The sequence below is a fragment of the Octadecabacter sp. SW4 genome (genome assembly GCF_008065155.1).
Lineage (GTDB): Bacteria > Pseudomonadota > Alphaproteobacteria > Rhodobacterales > Rhodobacteraceae > SW4.
This window is the reverse complement of sequence record NZ_CP042819.1, coordinates 1,845,560-1,864,894: the sequence shown is the minus strand read 5'-3', so window position 1 is coordinate 1,864,894 and position 19,335 is coordinate 1,845,560. Positions and strand designations below refer to the sequence as shown.

Sequence of the window (19,335 nt, the reverse complement as noted above, 5' to 3'; positions counted from 1 at the left end):
ACAGAAGAAATCAGGTGCCACAGAAAGTGCGCGTGACTTTTTCGTCCGCGTCGGGCGGGCGTGCGTAGGTCGCATTGGCCGTAAAGGGCTGCGTCACGGCGGCGAGCATGGCGTGGAAGGGTGCGTCGTCATCGGTGATGGCCGCTTGAATTGCGGCCTCGATCCGGTGCAGTCGCGGCACGATCTGCGGGTTGGTGCGCGCCATCTGGCCGTGGTCGGGGTTGTGCGATTGCCAGCGGGTCTTCCATGCATCAAAGGCAGCGCGGTCGATGAACTGATCGCGCGCGTTCGCATGGGGCAGGGCGGCAAATGTATTGGTGAAATCCGCGCCGTCCCGGGCCATCAGCGCCAGCAGGTCTTCGATAAGGTCTGGATCGCTGTCACTCAGCCCAAGTTTGGCGCTGAAGGTGGCTTGATACGCGGCCGCGTAAAGATCGGGAAAGCGGTTGATGATCGCCGTGAACTGGTCGATGGCCGCACTTTGGTCGGGCATCAATGGCACCAGCGAGGTGGCGAATTGCGCGATATTCCAATGGGCCAGTCTCGGCTGGTTGGCGTAGGCATAGCGCCCCTGTTGATCGATTGCGGAAAACACCGTGTCGGGGTGGTAGCTGTCCATCATCGCGCAGGGGCCATAGTCGATCGTTTCACCGGCGATCGCCACGTTATCAGTGTTCATCACCCCGTGAATGAATCCCAGCCCCATCCATTTGGCGACCAGATCGACCTGCCGTTGCATGACCTGTTCCAGAAGGTCGGCGGGGCCGCTGGCCCGCGGATAATGGCGCGCGATTGTGTAATCGGTCAGGGTTTGCAGCCCGTCCTGATCCCCCCGCGCGGCGAAGAACTGAAAGGTGCCGACACGGATATGGCTGGCGGCGGTCCGGGTCAGAACTGCGCCGGGCAGGGCGGTTTCGCGCTGCACTTTTTGTCCCGTGCGCACAGCCGCGAGGGCGCGCGTTGTCGGCACCCCCAAGGCGTGCATCGCCTCGCTCATCAGGTATTCGCGCAGCACCGGCCCCAGCCACGCGCGCCCGTCACCGCTGCGCGAAAACGGCGTGCGCCCCGATCCTTTGAGCTGGATATCGTGGCGGGAGCCGTCGGGCGCGATCACTTCGCCCAGCAGCAGGGCACGCCCGTCGCCCAGTTGTGGGCTCCAGCCGCCGAACTGGTGGCCGGCATAGGCCTGTGCCAGCGGGTCGGCCCCGTCGGGTGTAACGTTCCCGGAAAACAGAACGGCAGCCTCGGCCTCACTCAGGTCGCTGCTGTCGATACCAAGGTCGCCCGCCAGCGCATGGTTGAACGCGATCAGTGCGGGCGTGGCGACGGGTGTCGCGGGCTGGCGCGCATAAAAGCGCTCCGGCAGGGCGGCATAGCTGTTGTCAAAGGCGATGTGCAGGGGCATGGGGCTTATATAGGTGCTAGAGCCTGCGTGTCATCAGGCAGTATTGATCACGCAAGCCAAACCCCGCCTTTTCATAAAGCCGCTGGGTGGCGCGATCATCGCGCTTGACCTCGAGGTGCAGCGCCGTCACGCCCGCCCCTTGCAGCGCCTTGCCGACCGCGATCAGCGTTTCGGTGCCGATCCCGCGATTGCGCACAGAGGGGCGGATGTAGATTTCATCGACAAAGCTGTCCATGCCGCCAAATTCCAGCGACCAGCCAAAGGTCACCACGACATAGCCGATCGGCGCGCGGGCCGGGCCGAACAGATAGGCGGCCCCCAGAGGTGACCCTTCCAGCAGCGGCTCAAGACTGGCACGGCGCATCGCATCATCGCTGGCTATGCCCATTTCCTCGTGACACCGCGCGACAAGCGTCAGCAGGGCGTCAAGGTCGGCGGATGTGGCAAGGTGGATGGCTGTGGACACGGGGGGGCGGCCTTTTGCAAGCGTTCGGCGCGACCCTAACGCTGCGCGGCGGGAAAGGACAGACGAAGCGGGCAGTCGTGGGTGCAGTTTTCGCCCACCCAGTGTCGCCCATAGGCAAGACCCGCCGTGTTCGGGCTTGTTTGATGGGCGCAAAGGGGAGGATACCATGCAACACAAAGGCGCGGATTTCATCAACCTTGCGGCCTATCCGATCCATCGCGATGGGGCCACGCGCGATGCGGTCCTGGCAGAGGTGCGCGCCGCCCTCGCGCGTGACGGCTGCGCCGTATTGAAGGGGTTTTTGACGCCCGTTGGTGTTGCTGCCCTTGCGGACGAGGCCGACAAAGTCGCCGATCAGGGCCACAAATCCTATAGCAAGACCAACGCCTATTTCACCAAGGATGACCCAAGCCTGCCGCCCGATGATCCGCGCCGCCAGTTCTTTGCGCGCTCCAATGCGTTTATTGCGGCTGACAACTTTGCCGCCGACGGCCCTTTGCGCGCCGTGCACGATTTCGACGGCTTCGACCGCTTCATTCAGGATTGCCTGCAAGAAGAAAAGTTCTTTCGTTACGCCGATCCGCTGGCCGATGTGATCGTGAACATGGCCGGTGCGGGGAACGGGTTTCCCTGGCATTTCGACACCAACAATTTCACCGTGACGCTGGCGATCCAGAACGCCGAGGAGGGGGGCGCATTCGAATATGCCCCGCATATTCGCGCGCAAGGCGAAAATTTTGCCGAGGTGGCGCGCGTGCTGGACGGGACATCAGACAAGGTGCGGGTGCTGCATCTGGAGCCCGGTGATTTACAACTGTTTCGCGGGCGCTATTCCTTGCACCGTGTCGCCCCCCTCAAGGGGAACCGCCCGCGCTATGTGGCGATTTTTTCCTATGTGGAAGAACCTGACATGGTGGGCAGCGTGGAGCGCACAACCCAGCTTTATGGCCGCGTTCTGCCGATTCATCGGGAACGGGCCGGGCTGCGGGCGGATCGCTATATCGACTGATCGCGGGCCGGTGTGCCTGCGCGGCTGTGGTGATCATCACCCCAGTCGCGCCAGCCGCGCAGCCAGCAGCGCGAAAAATGCATCTGCATCAATATCGCGCATGAACAGCGCGTTGGGCGCGCGATCGGTGACGCGCCACCAGTCGGCAACAGTCATGCCGCGGGTCAGCTCGGAGCGGGTTTCAACCGCGACGTTGATCCGGCGGCCTTTGAACAGGTCCGGCTGGATCAGATAGGCAATGACGCAAGGATCATGCAGGGGCGCGCCCTGGGTGCCGTATTTCTCCTTGTCGTAGCGCTCGAAAAAGTCGGTCCAGGCAGCCACCATATGACCCACTTGCGTGTCCATTGCACGAAAGGCGGCGACATGGGCGGGCGTGGTCAGCGCCTTATGCGTCACATCAAGCGGCATCACCACCAGCGGCACGCCCGCGCGGAACACGATATCGGCGGCTTCGGGATCGACGTAGATGTTGAACTCGGCCGCGGGAGTGATGTTGCCACCCTCGAAAAAGCCACCGCCCATCAGCACGATTTCCTGCACGCGGGCGACAATGTCGGGCGCGCGGGTAAAGGCGGTGGCGATATTGGTCAGCGGCCCCAGCGGGCAAAGCGTGACCGTGCCCGCCGGTTCGCGGCGCAATGTGTCGATGATGAAATCCACACCATGCCGGTCTTGCAGCGGCATCGTCGGCTCGGCCATCTGCGGGCCGTCCAGCCCGGTTTTGCCATGCACATGTTCGGCCGTGACCAGCGTGTGTTTCAACGGCCTGTCGCAGCCCGCAAAGACAGGCAAATCGGTCTTGCCAGCCAGTTCACAGACGATGCGCGCGTTTTTCTGGGTCAGGGGCAGGGGGACGTTGCCCGCGACGGCCACCACGCCCAGCACATCGACATCCTCGGGCGAGGCAAGCGCAAGCAGGATCGCGACCGCATCATCCTGTCCGGGGTCCGTGTCGATAATGATCTTGCGCGCGCTCATTCTGCTCTCCTGCGGTGTCGGATCAGGAAATCAGGAACGGCGCGGCGATGCCAGTGGAAAGAGGGGGGATGGGGCGCGTCCCGGTCCGAAGCCAGACGTTGTCGTGCTGGAATACCGGAAGAAACCAGTGCGGCACGTGAAGTGCCGCGCGAGCGGCTTCGTCCAAGAGCCCAAAGTTTCCGATGCTGCGTCGATGTCTAAATGGCGGCTTTAAGAAAGTTAGCTTGATCAAGATGGGCTCGGGCCCTTTCCAACGCGTGGATGTGCTCGTGTTCCGTCCGACAGCCCGATGCACAATACGATTTCGTCTGCACGGGGTGCATCAGGCACCACCAGCGTCATTGTGTCGATGTGATCAAAGGACCATGCCTCGTCCTTATGACCCAGTGGCAAATCAATGGACCCGGCCAACGGCCCAACTTTGTGGTTCGACGGCATCAGGGATTGACCGCCACCCACGGCTGCGCGCACAGGCTTTCCGAGCGCAGGGTGCAACATGGCGGCACCATGTTCCATCGCGCCAGCCGATCCGATAAGGGCCGCTTTGCCGTAGCAAACTGGAGGCTCGCCCAACATCTTCACGAGCTCTTGTGTCAGCAATTGACCTAGCCGCGCGCCAACATCGAAGAGGGGCGAGAGGTCGTCCTGATGTACCCCTGCGAATTGGTTTCTGACAACCGCCATGGCAGCAACGCGTATGATACGGTCACACGCCATACTCATTTCGTCAGCGGTGATGATTTCCTTTGTGAAGACCGTTTTTCGAACGTCCATGATCACACTTTCCTCTCATAATCTGTAAGGCGCACATCTTTGAAAAATTGGAATGCGATGCCTAGCGGAACCACGATAGAGAAGAGGATCATTGCAAGCCACAGTGGCCCCCGCCCATTACCCGCTGCATCAAGGATAGCGCCCGCGAACCGCCGAAACCAGCCGTTGGTTCGGAGATGGGCAAGGCCTGCTTCGTCCCACAACCCAGCCATCTGAACCCGTCGCCACCTTCAGCCCTAGCCATCCGCTAGACCCGCCCGTGTTTGGCTAGACGGGCGTGCAGGCTGTCGGCGTCGGGATGGCCCATTTCCAGCGCGTAGATATAGGCGTGTGTCAGGTAGAAACAGCTGGCGTCGATATCGTTGGCGGTCATCCCTGCCTCGCCGTAAAGCGTGACCAGCGCGCGGCGGTCGTCGCGTGCATGGGCGGCCAGCAGACGGTCGTCAAGATCGCTCATTCGGCGGCTTGGGCCTTAGTGCGGTGCGCCTGGACACAGCCCGCAACCCAATCGTGGAAACAATGGGTTGGCCCGTCCATGACGGGGCTGAACCGGCCACCGTCAAAGCTGGGCGCGGCGCGACCCCTTTGCATGCCCTCGACCACGAAGATGTCCTCTTCAAAGACACCGCGCCACAGATGGGCGTTGCGCGCGCGCATGTCCTCGCTCACCTTCGGGTCGGCGTAGTAAAGATGCACATGTTCGGTCGTCGTGGTCTGGGTGTTGGGTTCCAGAATGATCACGAAACAGTGGTCACGCTGGGCCCCCAACAGGACGTTGGGATAGACGGCGACATATTCCGCGCCCGTATCCCATTTGTCGCTGAGGTTCGCAAAATCGGGGAACACCATGTCATCCGGCCCCTTCAACTGGCGGTAAACCAGCGTGCCCTGACCGGAATATTTGCCCGGTGCGGCGATGTTGTAATGATCCTCAAGGCGGGAATAGCTGTTCAGGCCGGGATGGATCCAGGGCAGGTGGTAGCTTTCACAGTAGTTTTCCACGGCCAGTTTGAAATTGGTCTCGACCTGCAGGTCAAAGCGGCTGTCAGCACCGCCATGATACATCGGTTGGTCAAATTCGCGCCAGCGCTCCAGCAGATCGGCATGCACCACCTCAAAGGGGTCGGCCTTGCCGTCGATGTTGATGAACACGGTGTCGAACCAGATGTGGCTGCGCACCTCGTTCAACCCCAGATCATCCTTGACGATGGCGGGGTGGGTGTTGTGACCGGCACCGCCCACATGCGGGGTGCTGATCAGCTTGCCAGCCGTGGAATAGCACCAGCTGTGATAGGGGCAGCGGATCGCGCCTTCGATTTTTTTCGGCTCGCTCACCAGAATCATGCCGCGATGGCGGCAGATGTTTTCAAAGACGCGGACCTGACCCGCGCGGTCGCGGATCAGCAGCAGGGGGATACCGGCAAATTCCAACGGCACCGCATCGCCGTTTTCGGGCACATCGGCCGCCACGGCCAGACCGGCCCAGCTTGCGAACAGCACCGCGTGCTTTTCCTCCTCGAACATGGCGGGATCAACGTAATGGGCGTTGGGTAAGCCATGTGCGGTCTCAAGGGGGGCGCGAACGGCAGAAAGATCGTTTGGGTGCGTGGCCATGTGACAGGACTCCCGATGCAGATGATGGCCAAGTTTAACAGAGATTGCGCCAGATTTCGCAGTCTGTGCGCGACTTGCGCAACCCTGACCGCGACATCGTTTCGGCAAGGGTTTGCGCAAATTCAGGGGGCGCATTGGTCACAAATGGCCGACCCGGATTGATCGGCGAAAGGGCGCAAACAGTAGCGGTGAAAATGCGCGCAAGGTCGCGTGCAATTGCCATTTTCGCGCCAGACGATAGCATGTTGTCAGGACAGACCCTTAATTGGGCCGTGAAGACGATGCAGTCTTCGCACCATGTCCTTAAAGGAGACGAAGAAATGACTTCCAAGTTCAAGATTCTGACACCCGTCCTTGTTCTGATTGCGGCCCCTGCATTCGCCCAGGAGATGGACGCGGCAATCGATGTGAACGGCGATGGGATGTATTCCTTCCCCGAGCTTCAGGCAGTTGACGGCGAACTGACCGAGGATGCGTTTACCGTGATGGACGTTAACGGTGATGGCCTGCTGGACGGGGATGAAGTGGCCGCAGCGACAGACGCGGGGCTGATGCCCATGTCCGACGGCTAGGTCTGACCGCCAATGAAATTTGCGCCCCCGCCGTGACGACGGTGGGGGCTGCGCCCTAGGCGAATTCGACGCCGCGCGCCAGTGCCGCAACACCCGTGCGCGCCATTTCCACAAGGCCAATCGGGCGCATGAGGTCGGCAAAGGCGTCGATCTTTTCCGGCGTGCCGGTGATTTCGAAAACAAATGATTCCAGGGTGCTATCCACCACATTGGCGCGGAAGATATCCGCGAGACGCAGGGCTTCGACCCGCGCGTCACCCTTGCCCGCAACCTTGAACAGCGCCAGTTCGCGTTCCACGCTGGCCCCTTCGACGGTCAGGTCGTGGACCTCATAGACCGACACGATCCGGCCCAACTGCGCCTTGATCTGTTCGATCACCTGCGGCGTGCCGGTGGTGACAATGGTGATGCGCGAGCGGTGGCCCTCGTGGTCAATCTCGGCCACGGTCAGGCTTTCGATGTTATACCCGCGCCCCGCAAACAACCCGATGACGCGCGCCAGCACGCCGGGTTCGTTTTCCACGACCACGGCCAGCGTGTGCCGCTCGATCACCTCGGAAAAGGTGGGGCGAAGGTTATAGGCGGAATGGCTCGTCGCGCCTTTTTTGATTTTGAGTGGGGACATTTAAGGGTTAGCCTCTCTGTTTTTTAGGACGATAAAAGGACCGATATAGTCGCCGCTCGAGAAAAATATGCCTCTCGATTCCGCCAGTTTTAGGAATGGGTCCATACAACTCATGAACTTTGGTACGTGCTGGTTAACAGCAAAGCTTAGGAATTCATTCTCACCATCATTATAGTAAGGTCGAAAGAACTCCTTTTCCTCGTCTGTCCATATGATGTTGTTCGGCAAAAGCGATCTTAGGTAAATGCTATCCGCCGCGATCAAAGCCCAAACACTAGAGAGTTGTTGAGCTAATTCGGGGCGCTGCCTCGCGATGTCTGTGCCGTGTTTAAGTAGCGATGCCAAATGGAACCAGGTTGGCTTTCTGCGGGCAATATCGTCTTTGGCGTTTCCAACGGATTCAGCGGTAAGTTTGATGAATTCTCTTACTCCCATTTCCTCACCTCTCTTGGCGGCCTCGGTAGCAAAAACCGGCAGCATTATGCTTAGATTGACATGAGCGACCAAAACCATAGCTCTCGTTTGGGGGTCATAGTGTTCAAGTGATTCAACGAGGTAGCTGACGAATTCAGAGTCGCTGAACTCAAGAGGTAATAGGAGTGGGTTGGAAGGTGCGTGACTGCTGCCTCTCCCAAATATTCCTTTGAAGAATCCAGCCATTAAACCAACACGCTCCCCTTGGCATCAATCGCGCCAGAGGTGCTCGCATCCCCCAGCAGCATTTCGTTGTGGGCCTTGCCGGACGGGATCATCGGGAAGCAGTTTTCGTGCTTCTCCACCAGACAATCAAACAGGACGGGCCCGTCGTGGTTCAGCATTTCCATGATCGCATCGTCCAGATCGGCGGGGTCGTGGCACTGGATGCCCTTGGCACCAAAGGCTTCGGCCAGTTTCACGAAATCGGGCAGGCTCTCGGACCAGCTTGAGGAATACCTTTCGCCGTGCAGCAGTTCCTGCCACTGGCGCACCATGCCCAGACGTTCGTTATTGAGGATGAACTGTTTGACGGGCAGGCCGTATTGCATGGCGGTGCCAAGTTCCTGCATGTTCATCAGCCAGGATGCCTCACCGGCGATGTTGATCACCAGCGCGTCAGGGTGGGCCATCTGCACACCGATTGACGCGGGATGGCCATAACCCATCGTGCCAAGGCCACCGGATGTCATCCAGCGGTTGGGATCTTCAAAGCCCAGATACTGCGCGGCCCACATCTGGTGCTGGCCCACTTCGGTGCAGATATAGCGGTCATGATCCTTGGTCAGCGCCTCAAGCCGGGCCAGCGCATGCTGGGGCTTGATCACCTTGCCCTTTTGTTCGAATTTCAGACAGTCGACCTTTTGCCACTCATTGATCTGGCCCCACCATTTGGCGACAGCCTCGGCGTTGGTCTTGCGCCCGTTCGATTTCCAGACCTTGAGCAGGTCTTCGAGCACATGCGCCACGTCGCCCAAAATCGGGATATCGACACGGATCACCTTGTTGATCGACGAGGCATCAATGTCGATATGCGCCTTGGTGGATTTCGGGCTGAAGGCATCAATGCGCCCCGTGATCCGGTCATCAAAGCGCGCGCCGATGTTGATCATCAGATCGCAGTCGTGCATCGCCATGTTGGCCTCGTAAAGGCCGTGCATCCCCAGCATTCCCAGCCATTTGTCGCCCGATGCGGGGTAGGCACCCAGACCCATGAGGGTCGAGGTGATCGGAAAGCCCGTGGCCTCGACCAGTTCGCGCAGCAATTGCGATGCGGCAGGGCCGGAATTGATCACGCCACCACCGGTATAGAAAACGGGGCGCTTGGCCTTTTCGATCGCGCGGGCCAGTTCAGTGATGGACTCGATATCGCCTTTGACTTGCGGCGCGTAGTGGCTCTTGCGTTTGGATTTTTCGCTGTAGCTGCCGGTGGCGAACTGCACGTCCTTTGGGATGTCGATCAGCACGGGACCGGGGCGGCCCGACATGGCCACATGGAATGCCTCGTGGATTGTGCCAGCCAGTTTGTCGGTCTCCTTGACCAGCCAGTTGTGTTTCGTGCAGGGGCGGGTGATGCCAACGGTATCTGCCTCCTGGAATGCGTCCGAGCCGATCATGAAGGTCGGAACCTGCCCGGTCAGCACGATGATCGGGATGGAGTCCATCAAGGCATCGGTCAGCCCTGTCACGGCATTGGTCGCGCCGGGGCCGGATGTCACCAGCGCCACGCCGGGCTTGCCGGTTGCACGGGCGTAACCTTCGGCGGCATGGACCGCGCCCTGTTCATGGCGCACCAGCACGTGGCGGATTTCGTTTTGCTGGAAAATCTCGTCATAGATCGGAAGCACCGCGCCACCGGGATATCCAAAGACGACATCCACGCCCTGATCCTTCAGGGCCTGAACTACCATTTTCGCTCCGGTCATTTGACGTGTCATCGTGTTTTCCTATCTCTGACGTCTTTGTCGTGTGGTATGAGGTCGTTTGGCATAAAAAAGCCCCCGAGGTTTCGGGGGCGCATGGGAACCTGATTGGGTAAACCGTTACCGGCCCATGCGCGATTTTCCTACGACAGTTAGAATGTGTGTCATCCCTTGGGGTCCTTCATATGCGTGCGCAGACTTTATGCATGCGCAGCAAGAGGGGTCAACAGCCCGATTGTAGAAAAGTTCGCCCGAGGGCGCTTTTTCGCAACATTCTTACAAAAGGTGGGGTTCGGGGTGAATGGTCCCGCTGGTAGGCCATTGTTTCCCACTCCGAAACAATACCGCACCGGGTCGCCGCTAAGACCGCGTTTATTCACGAAATTTTAAGCGCCCCCTTGCCTTACCCCCCCGTCAGGCAACCATAGGGTGTAACGATTGATCCTGTGGGGGGAACCGACGATGCCATTTGAAATTCTGAATCCGCTTGGCTTGACAACTGAACCGTTTCCGGGCGGTGTCGCCGCAAGCCCGTCCTTGACCCCAAGTTATCTGGTCCAACCGGTGTCCTATGCGGATGCAACAGGGGGCAGCTTGACGCGCGGTGAGATCGGGACCAATTCGTTTGATCTGATCTACACGGATGTGAACGGTGTCGAAACAACCGCGACCATCATGCTTGCAGATATCAATCCCGACTATGAAGATGGCGACGATTTTTCGCTCGGAATTCAGGCCGTGCCATTCGGGGATCTACTGGACGGCTTTTTGGTGCAAGTCTTTGGTGTGATTGATGATGCACCCGCGCAAACGAATGGTGGCTTTATCAATGCGCCGGGGTTGGTATCGGTCAGTATCGATGCTGGTATGCCTGTTGTCACGGCGACCGATTGGACGGCCCTCACGGACCTGTCCGAGGATGCCGTTCAAAGTTCGCAGCTTGAACCGCTTGGCGATGGACGGCTTAGCTTTCGGTATCAGATGAGCGACGAAAGCGGCAATGCGGCTGGCGAGCTAATGGGGATTCTTGAACAGTCCGAGAACGGCATCACAGCAACGGTTCTGATCGAAGACCTCGGCGAATTCGGTGGTGTCGAAAAACAGGCATTTGCGTTTGATGATGGTGGTGTTCTGGTCGTGCAAAGTGGTGTTTTTCTTGAAGACAACGTGATCTCCCAATTCGATGCCGATGGTGGGCTGGTGGCCGAGGGGACATTCGATGTCGCGACCCTCGATGCCTTGGGCCTTGATCAATCCAATGCAACAGCCGCCGTCGATCTGGACGACAACGGCGACTTGGCGATTTACTTTGAAACGATCGTGCCCGCGGGCGAGGTGGCGCAGGTCTATGCCATGACCCTTGACCTGTTGCCCGTCACCGAACTCCCTGATCCGATCACCCCCACCGAGGGCGATGACCTGCTTGACCTGACCGACGGCGATGATGTGATCGATGCGCTGGGCGGGGATGACACGGTGTTTGGCCGTGACGGGAACGATAACATCACCGGCGGGGACGGTAACGACAATCTGCGCGGTGGCGACAATAATGATGAAATCAAAGGTGGTGAAGGTGATGATTTCATCCGTGGCAACCGTGGCTACGATAACCTTAAAGGTGGTGCAGGCAATGACGACATCAACGGCGGCTATGGAAACGATTACGTCTATGGCGACGACGGTGATGACAAGGTGTCGGGTTTTAACGGTGACGATTTCCTGTGGGGCGGCGCGGGTGATGACACGCTGCACGGTGGGCGCGGCGATGACCGTATGACGGGCGATGATACGAATGGCGAACAGGGCAGTGATGTGCTGCGCGGTGCGCAGGGTAACGACAGGTTGGGCGGAGGTGGCGGGGATGACTCGCTGTATGGCGGTGACGGCAACGATCTATTGAACGGTGGGCAAGGCGACGATCTATTGAAAGGCGGTAGTGGTGATGACGGGCTGCGTGGGCTTACGGGCGACGACACGCTGTTCGGTGGCGATGGCGCAGACTCCATCGCTGGCGGGGCGGGTGACGACCTTGTCAAAGGCGGCGCAGGAAACGACATTTTCCGCATTGATGCCGCGCAGCGCGAGATTCTCTTCAACGAAGAAACGCAGGATTATGAACCCCAGTGGATCGACTTTGACGGTGGCACGGATACTGTCAAAGATTTTGAAGTGGGTGCGGACAAGATCCACATTTATGGTCAGAACAGCGCCGACGATAATGCGCTATTTACCTTTGATGATATCTTCTTGTCGCAAGAGGACAGCGCCGCAATCATTCAGGCAGGCGACACAACGATGCGTTTGGAAGGCGTCGATGTGGATGACATTGACGAAGATGACTTCACGTTTGGTGCACATCCGTATTTTTGATCCGCTATCTGTTTCCATATGGGAAACAGTTGATAAGACAGGGCTTTCGATCGCGCCAAGCTAAAAAGGCAACTTGCCGAACCCTCGCTGATCTGTGAATGTTAATCATTGATTAACGATTGCGCCCGGCATTTCGGGCGACACATAGGCCTGGGGGGGCACGCTATGACACTACTTGCTGACTTTGTGGACGCACGTATCGCCGATGGAGCGGTGATTGGCGCAACGATCACCATCGAACTGGACGACGGCACGAACGTCTTCTTATGGCAGGAACAAGCGCCGTCTGATGAAGACACGTATGACCTTGGGCTGACGATCATCGGCGATGACGGACATGTGCGCGTGTCCGACGGGGATGAATTTGCATGGATCGGGCCGGGCATGTCTGCCGACAGTCTGTTGCAGGTGGTCGACATTCCCGCCGACAGCTTTGTGCAGCCGGGCGCGGGGCAGGTGGGCTTTGCCGTTGAATATGACAGCACCGATATCGAAGGGTCGATCGTGCGGATGGATCTTGTGGTCGATCCGGTGGCCGACAACCTGATCGACGTGGGGCTGACGGCGATTGATGCCTTTTCCGCAGTCACCCTCGAGGATGCGCCCGACGAGGGCGATCCGGCGATCATTGGCACGGAATTCAAGGACCAGATATTCGGCCGCGACGGCGATGACCTGATCTATGGCAAGGCCGGGCACGACTTTATCTCGGGCGGGTCGGGCGATGATGAAATCTATGGTGGGGCGGGTGGCGACAGCCTGCACGGCAACACCGGCGATGACGTGATCAAGGGCAACAAGGGTGATGATTTCATCAAGGGCCACACCGGCAACGACTACCTGCAGGGTGGCGAAGGCAACGACAAGATTTCCGGCGGCATGGGCGCAGACAGCGTTTACGGCGACAAGAACAACGACACGCTTTACGGATACCGCGGCGAAGACAACCTGCACGGCGGGGATGGTCGTGACAGCCTTTATGGCGGTGCCGGGGCCGATAGCCTGCATGGCAACAAGGGCAATGACATCATCTATGGCGGTGGCCAGAACGACTTTATCCGTGGCGACTCGGGGGCCGATACCGTGTTTGGCGGGATTGGCCGGGACATCATCTATGGCGGGCTTGGCAACGACCAGCTTGATGGCGGGGCCAGCAGCGACCGGATATTGGGCGGCTATGGCAACGACGTGATCAAGGGCGGCAGCGGCTGGGACAAGGTGTTTGGCGGCAACGGCAGCGACAGTGTCGCGGGCGGTTGGGGCAATGATTATATCAACACCTCGGGCAACGTGAATGACTTTGGCATCAGCGGCAGCCCCGATCGCGGTTATCCCGGCCTTTTTGCGGCGGATGACGATCCGAATGATGACGCCGACGTCGTGCGCGGCGGGCAGGGCAATGACACGATCATCACCGGCGATGACGGCGACCTTGCCACGGGTGGCAAGGGCAACGACTATATCGATGGCGGCTTTGACGACGACACGCTGAACGGCAACGCGGGCAACGACACGATCATCGGCGGCGAAGGCTCTGACCTGATCCGTGGTGGCGTTGGCAATGACACGATCTATGCCGGTCTTGATCCGTCCTTGCCCGATCTGCTGAACCTGGCCGACGATGCGGGCGATCTGGTGACGGACAACGGGCAGGATATCGTTTGGGGCGGCAGCGGCAACGACGTCATTTATGGCGCTGATGACGACGACACGCTTTATGGCGGTTCGGGTAATGACATGCTCAATGGCGGGGTCGATGACGACATGCTGACCGGCGGGCAGGGCAACGACGTGTTCGGCTTTGGTGCAGGTGATGGCAGTGACACGATCACCGACTTTACCAGCGGCGCGGACAAGATCGCGCTGACAGGTTTTGACGGGCTCACGTTTGACGACATTTTCCTTAGTCAGGATGAAAGTGCCGCGATCATCGCCGCGGGCGATGTGACGATCCGGCTGGAAAATACCGATGCCGACGATCTGGCCGAAGAAGACTTCGTCTTTTGATGTGAAAGGGCGGGGCGCACATGCCCCGCCTGACCTGCCTTTGCCTATTCAGCTTGGCGCCTGTCATGCGCTGGGCGGGCCGCGATCTGGCCGCTCTCATCACAGGGAAACTCGTCTTTCGGTCCCGTGATCAAAAGGTGTGCACGCAAGCCCCCGCCAGGTGACGTTAGGTTACCCCCGAATCGTTCTTGTCCGCCCAGCCTTATTTTTAGGCCTTTTTTAAAGCGCGTCGCGCAGCTGCGACATGTTGGCGCTATCAAAAAGGAAAATTGGTAAGATTTTTTTACGATTTGGCCAAAGTGGGCAATTAAGGGTATTCAAATGCTGCCGATGTGTCGCTAGGCTCTGGCCAGTCTTAGGACGTTCTGCCTCCGGGAGGGGGGCAGGACATTGAACTCTCGGGAGGACCTAAATGGATCGTCGTTCTTTTCTTAAAACATCAGCGCTTGGTGGCACCGCTGCCGCAGCCACAACTCTGGCCGCACCGGCTTATGCGCAGGGCAACCGCACACTGACAATGGTCACGTCCGTTCCTGACGGATTCGCCGTGTTCGACGATGCGGCCGTGCATTTTGCCGAACTGGTAACGGCTGGCACCGGTGGCGCGCTGACCATCGACAAAAAGCCGGCAGGTTCGCTTGTGGGTGCCTTCGAGGTGTTTGATGCCGTGTCCGCAGGGCAGGCCGATATCTACCACTCGGCTGACTACTACTTTGGCGGCCAGCACCCCGGTTTCTATTTCTTCACGGCTGTGCCTTTCGGCGCGACTGCGCAGGAACTGGCAACCTGGTATTATCAAGACGGCGGTGCCGAACTGCACGACGAACTGGGCGAGATTTTCGGCCTCAAGTCGTTCTTCGCAGGCAATACCGGCGCGCAGCCCGGTGGCTGGTTCCGCAAGGAAATCAACTCGGCCGATGACCTTCAGGGTCTTAAGTTCCGTATGCCCGGCCTTGGTGGCAAGGCGCTGGGCCTGACCGGTGCGTCGGTGCAAAACGTGCCCGGTGGCGAAATCTATCAGGCGCTGTCGTCCGGCGCGATTGATGGCGCCGAGTGGATCGGCCCGTTTGCCGACGAGCGTCTTGGCCTGCAGGAAGTCTGTGAATTCTACTACACAGGCGGCATGCACGAGCCGGGTTCGGCCCTGACCGCATCGTTCAACCGCGATGTTTGGGACAGCCTGTCCCCCGAGCATCAGTCGATCGTCGAGACCGCAGCAGCAGCCACCCACCAGTGGAGCCTGATGCAATCGCACGCCAACAACGGTGCGGCGCTGGCCCGTCTGGTTTCGGGCGGCACCAAAGTCTTGCAGTTCAGCGACGATATCTGGGATGCCTTTGCAGTCGGCGCGAAAGGCGCGCTCGACGAGTTCATGGGTGACGAGCTTTATGCCCGTATCCGCGCGAGCTTTGATACGTCGGTTGCCTCGTCCTCTGCTTGGATCCGCCAGTCGGATCAGGCGTTTACCGACCAGCGCACACGGATCTACGGCTAAGCCGACAGGCAAGCCAAGACCTCCAGCCCCCGCCAGACGCGGTGGGGGCTGGTTTCGCGCAACCGGGTCTTAGGGCTGTGTGGCGCGGTGTGAATTTCCAGATTTGGGGGCACGAGCCAGATGGAAGAAGAAGTCCTGACAGGATTTTGGCCGGTGTATGACACATGGCTGATCCAGAAAATCACCGCCCTCGAGGCCTACGGGGCCTTGGGCTGGTTTTTTGGCAATCTGATCGAAGCCATTTATAACATCATCTTTGCGATCACCCACCCGGCGTCCTGGCTGGACTGGCTGTCATGGGCCAACACGACCGAGGACAAGGAATCGCTGATGCGGTTCATCTATTACGGTGCCTCCGTGGAGCTGTTCTTTGCGGTCTTTGTGCTGTTCCTGATCGTGACCACGGTCGGGTTGTTCCGGAACCGGTTTATGTGGGGCTGCGTGCGCGTCCTCGAAGGGTTCGCCAATTCGGTCGGGCGCTTTTTCGCCTGGGCAGGCCTGTTGATGGTGCTGCAACAGATCGTGATCATCTTTATGCAGCGGGTCTTTGCGGTCGCTGAAATCAGCCTTGGCTTTGGCGCCGTCTTTACCAAGGACGTCAGTTGGTGGGCCGAGGAGCTCAAGTTCTATAACGCCTTGGTTGTGACCCTCTGTGCGACCTACACATTCGTGCAGGGCGGGCATGTGCGCGTCGATCTTGTCTATGCTGCCGTCAGCCACGGCAAAAAGCGTATCATCGACATGTTTGGCAGCCTGTTCTTCATGGTTCCGGCGGCGGTGCTGACGTGGATGTATGGCTGGTTCTTCATGTGGCGCCACCTGGTCGTGCCCAATCCGTCGGCCTCTGACACGCTGGAGCGTCTGGTGACCAAGGCGCGCGCCCTGCGCTGGAACGTTGAGACCATCGGCTTTAGCCCGAACGGCTTTAACGCCTATTTTCTGTTCAAGGTTCTGCTTGTGGCCTTCACGTTGATGGTGATGTTGCAGGCCGTTGCGTTCTTTTACCGCTCGTATCTCGAGTGGAAAGAGGGGCCCGACAGCGCGGGCAAATACCTCGACAAAGACAGTTTGGGTGACGCGCAAGCCGAACTCGTGGCCGAAATTCACTAATTCAAAGGCAGAACCCTTATGCTCTTCGGACTTGATGGCGTCGAAATTGGCCTGATTATCGTGTTCCTGTGTTTGTTCGCAGGCATCCTTTCGGGCTTTCCCGTCGCGTTTTCCATTGGTGGCTCTGCGGTCATCTCGTTTGCCATCGTGGCCGCGCTTGATAGCGGCGGTTACCTGATCCATCAGGCGATTGACAAAAGCACGCCGGAATACGCCGCGCTGATTGCCGAGGGGATAAAATCGGAAACCATATCGGTGTTCCGCTTCCCCGAGTTGCCAAGGCTGGCCCAACCCGTGTTCGTGCAGGGCTGGGAAGTAGCGCTGGATCGCAACGTCTCCTTTATCGTCAACCGCATGAACGAACGGGTGCTGGCGGGCCAGTCTATTGAAACGCTGCTGGCGGTGTTGATGTTCGTGATGATGGGGATCACGCTGGAACGCTCGAAGATCGCCGATGATCTACTGACCACGATGAGCCGGGTTTTTGGCCCGCTGCCCGGTGGTCTGGCCGTGTCGGTTGTTGTGGTGGGGGCCTTCCTTGCGGCCTCGACCGGGATCGTCGGGGCGACCGTGGTAACGATGGGCCTTTTGTCGCTGCCCACCATGTTGCGCAACGGCTATTCGCCGTCTTTGGCCACAGGTGTGATCGCCGCGTCGGGCACCCTGGGGCAAATCATTCCGCCGTCGATCGTGATCGTTCTATTGGGCACGCTGGCGGGGGACATTTATTCTGCCGCGCAAGAGTCCCGCGCGCTTGCCGCGGGCTGCACCGATGCGCTGACCTATCTGGGTGAACCGGCCGTCGTGTCGGTGGGCACGCTGTTTCAGGCGGCCCTGTTGCCCGGTATCTTGCTGGCCTTCCTTTATGCGGCCTATGCGTTCGGCTACGCGCTGTTCAATCCGACCCATGCACCGGCTGTGCACGTCGAGGGCGGCCAAAGCAGCGGCGTGACCCGCAGCGAGGGGCTGACATGGTTCGTGTTTGCGCCCGTCGGCTTGATCGTGGGTGTGATCCTGATGGGTAATATCGGCCTTGTCGGTTCGCAGTCGGTCCTGGTGGACAGCTATTCGGACGCCGGTGAAAGCGCGAGCCTGCGCACCAACGTGGGCCCCGACTGCGCCGCCGCTATGATCGACCTGCACGGTCAAGAGGCATGGGATGCCGCCTTGGCCCAACAGGCCCTGATCGACGAAGCAGGTGGCGTCGCAGAAGCCCAGCAGTTGACCCAAGAAGAACGTCAGGTGCTGGTCGCCGAAAAGGTCGCCAACGCCCCATTGATCGGCACCGGAATCGCGATTGCGACCCTGTTGCTGGCATTGCTGCTGACAACGGCGCGTGGGGTGATGCCTGCCGCTGATCCGCGTCCCTTGCTGATTGGCGCGGGCGGGATCGTGCTGTTGCTGGCGGTGGACATGCTGCTGATCGGGCCGCTGACATCGCCCGGCATGACGACAATCCTGATCGCCATCCCGCTTTTGGTGGTGTTCTACGGGCTGCGCGACGGGGTCAAACGGCTGGCGCAGAATGAACTGCTGCGCGTTGTGTTCCCGCCGTTGGTGTTGATCGTTGCGGTGCTGGGGTCGATCCTTGGCGGGATTACCAACCCGACACCGGCTGCCGCCCTTGGGGCGGGTGGCGCGATCATGCTCGCGGCCTATCGCAAGCTGAAAGATCAGGAAAGGTCCGGCAATATCATCCTTCTGGGCACGGGTGCTGTTGTGGTGATGCTGATCGTCGGGGTGAACTTCGACATGCGGCTGGGCCAGGAAACGGTCACAGTCGAAGACTACATCGCCTATATCGTCGCCTTTGCCGCGTTTCTTTACGCCTGTTTCGCGATGGCCTATGCGCTTTGGGTGCTGCTGTCGGGTGGGGTCTTGTCACCGGTGGTGCGCGAAACCGCCAAGGTAACCAGCATGGTCTTTACCATTCTGATCGGCTCGCAGATGCTGAACCTTGTGGTGATTTCCTTTGGCGGCGAAGAATATATCCAGCAGTTCCTGCGCAGTTTCGACAACGAATGGCAGGTATTCTTTGTGGTCATGCTGGTGCTGTTCGTGCTGGGCTTCGTGCTTGATTTCCTCGAGATCATCTACATCGTGATCCCGATTGTCGGTCCTGTCATTTATGGCGGCACCATGGACCCCAAATGGGTGACGATCATGATCGCCGTGAACCTGCAGACCAGCTTCCTGACGCCGCCCTTTGGTTTTGCGCTGTTCTACCTGCGCGGGGTCGCCCCGCCCGAGGTCACGACCGGCCACATCTACAAGGGCGTGCTGCCATTCGTGTTGATCCAGGTAGCCGGACTGGCCCTGCTGACCCTGTTCCCGGGTGTGGTGACGATCGTGCCGGCGCTGATCAACTAGGCGGATACCTCAGACAAGATCAAGATAAGGGCGGGTCAGAAACGGCCCGCCCTTTTTGCACGGAATCAAGGCCGCACACCGCCGTGTATCGTCAGACCGCCCCGCCGGGCTGGCGATTTGGCTGATGCCAGTGGCAACTTC

General features: G+C 59.4%; 16 protein-coding genes. 7 read left to right on the top strand and 9 right to left on the bottom strand.

All coding sequences use genetic code 11. From position 1 onward, the window contains the following. Nucleotides 1-10: 10 nt before the first annotated feature. Together FTO60_RS09185 and FTO60_RS09180 are read right to left on the bottom strand one after the other, a co-directional pair. Nucleotides 11-1,405 carry a YdiU family protein gene (locus FTO60_RS09185; protein WP_148055675.1) on the bottom strand — a complete coding sequence of 465 codons (1,395 nt, stop codon included), beginning with the start codon at nt 1,403-1,405 and terminating at the stop codon, nt 11-13. A 16-nt stretch (nt 1,406-1,421) separates the two neighbouring features. Then, nucleotides 1,422-1,871 (bottom strand): GNAT family N-acetyltransferase, encoded by a 450-nt coding sequence (locus tag FTO60_RS09180; protein ID WP_148055674.1) that lies wholly within the window; start codon nt 1,869-1,871, stop codon nt 1,422-1,424. A gap of 166 nt (nt 1,872-2,037) precedes the next feature. On the opposite strand from FTO60_RS09180, the gene FTO60_RS09175 reads away from it, so the two are divergent. Then, nucleotides 2,038-2,880 carry a phytanoyl-CoA dioxygenase family protein gene (locus FTO60_RS09175; protein WP_148055673.1) on the top strand — a complete coding sequence of 281 codons (843 nt, stop codon included), beginning with the start codon at nt 2,038-2,040 and terminating at the stop codon, nt 2,878-2,880. Nucleotides 2,881-2,916: 36 nt separating this feature from the next. On the opposite strand, the gene FTO60_RS09170 is transcribed toward FTO60_RS09175, so the two are convergent. From FTO60_RS09170 to FTO60_RS09150, 4 genes are all read right to left on the bottom strand, one after another. Then, nucleotides 2,917-3,861: a nucleoside hydrolase gene (locus tag FTO60_RS09170; RefSeq protein WP_148055672.1), complete on the bottom strand. Its 945-nt coding sequence runs from the start codon at nt 3,859-3,861 to the stop codon at nt 2,917-2,919. 228 nt (nt 3,862-4,089) lie between these two features. Further along, nucleotides 4,090-4,635, bottom strand: coding sequence for an amino acid synthesis family protein (locus FTO60_RS09165; protein ID WP_148055671.1), 546 nt, complete (start codon nt 4,633-4,635; stop codon nt 4,090-4,092). 247 nt (nt 4,636-4,882) lie between these two features. Next, entirely contained in the window at nt 4,883-5,092 is a 210-nt protein-coding gene (locus FTO60_RS09155; protein ID WP_148055670.1) for a hypothetical protein, read from the bottom strand. Beyond that, a complete protein-coding gene (locus FTO60_RS09150) occupies nt 5,089-6,249 on the bottom strand; it encodes an aromatic ring-hydroxylating dioxygenase subunit alpha (RefSeq protein ID WP_148055669.1) in 1,161 nt (386 codons plus the stop codon). Before FTO60_RS09150 ends, FTO60_RS09155 begins: the two co-directional genes overlap by 4 nt. Before the next feature lie 320 nt (nt 6,250-6,569). Here FTO60_RS09150 and FTO60_RS09145 point away from each other — a divergent pair, with 320 nt between their 5' ends. Beyond that, nucleotides 6,570-6,821 carry a hypothetical protein gene (locus FTO60_RS09145; RefSeq protein ID WP_148055668.1) on the top strand — a complete coding sequence of 84 codons (252 nt, stop codon included), beginning with the start codon at nt 6,570-6,572 and terminating at the stop codon, nt 6,819-6,821. 55 nt (nt 6,822-6,876) lie between these two features. Here FTO60_RS09145 and ilvN read toward each other — a convergent pair whose 3' ends face one another. From ilvN to FTO60_RS09130, 3 genes are read right to left on the bottom strand one after another with little or no spacing between them, the layout of a single operon-like run. Then, nucleotides 6,877-7,446: an acetolactate synthase small subunit gene (ilvN, locus tag FTO60_RS09140; RefSeq protein WP_148055667.1), complete on the bottom strand. Its 570-nt coding sequence runs from the start codon at nt 7,444-7,446 to the stop codon at nt 6,877-6,879. Next, nucleotides 7,447-8,106, bottom strand: a complete 660-nt coding sequence (locus tag FTO60_RS09135) for a hypothetical protein (RefSeq protein WP_148055666.1) — start codon at nt 8,104-8,106, stop codon at nt 7,447-7,449. It abuts the gene before it with no gap. Further along, a complete protein-coding gene (locus tag FTO60_RS09130) occupies nt 8,106-9,857 on the bottom strand; it encodes an acetolactate synthase 3 large subunit (protein ID WP_148055665.1) in 1,752 nt (583 codons plus the stop codon). Before FTO60_RS09130 ends, FTO60_RS09135 begins: the two co-directional genes overlap by 1 nt. A 447-nt stretch (nt 9,858-10,304) precedes the next feature. On the opposite strand from FTO60_RS09130, the gene FTO60_RS09125 reads away from it, so the two are divergent. From FTO60_RS09125 to FTO60_RS09105, 5 genes are all read left to right on the top strand, one after another. Beyond that, nucleotides 10,305-12,212, top strand: a complete 1,908-nt coding sequence (locus tag FTO60_RS09125; protein ID WP_148055664.1) for a calcium-binding protein — start codon at nt 10,305-10,307, stop codon at nt 12,210-12,212. Nucleotides 12,213-12,377: 165 nt separating this feature from the next. Then, a complete protein-coding gene (locus tag FTO60_RS09120; RefSeq protein WP_148055663.1) occupies nt 12,378-14,219 on the top strand; it encodes a calcium-binding protein in 1,842 nt (613 codons plus the stop codon). A 412-nt stretch (nt 14,220-14,631) separates the two neighbouring features. After that, the gene (locus FTO60_RS09115) at nt 14,632-15,714 is read left to right on the top strand and encodes a TRAP transporter substrate-binding protein (RefSeq protein WP_148055662.1); all 1,083 of its coding nucleotides are present in this window, start codon (nt 14,632-14,634) and stop codon (nt 15,712-15,714) included. A gap of 120 nt (nt 15,715-15,834) precedes the next feature. Next, nucleotides 15,835-16,824, top strand: a complete 990-nt coding sequence (locus FTO60_RS09110; RefSeq protein ID WP_254696768.1) for a TRAP transporter small permease subunit — start codon at nt 15,835-15,837, stop codon at nt 16,822-16,824. Nucleotides 16,825-16,842: 18 nt separating this feature from the next. Further along, nucleotides 16,843-19,194, top strand: a complete 2,352-nt coding sequence (locus FTO60_RS09105; RefSeq protein ID WP_148055661.1) for a TRAP transporter large permease subunit — start codon at nt 16,843-16,845, stop codon at nt 19,192-19,194. Nucleotides 19,195-19,335: the final 141 nt, after the last annotated feature.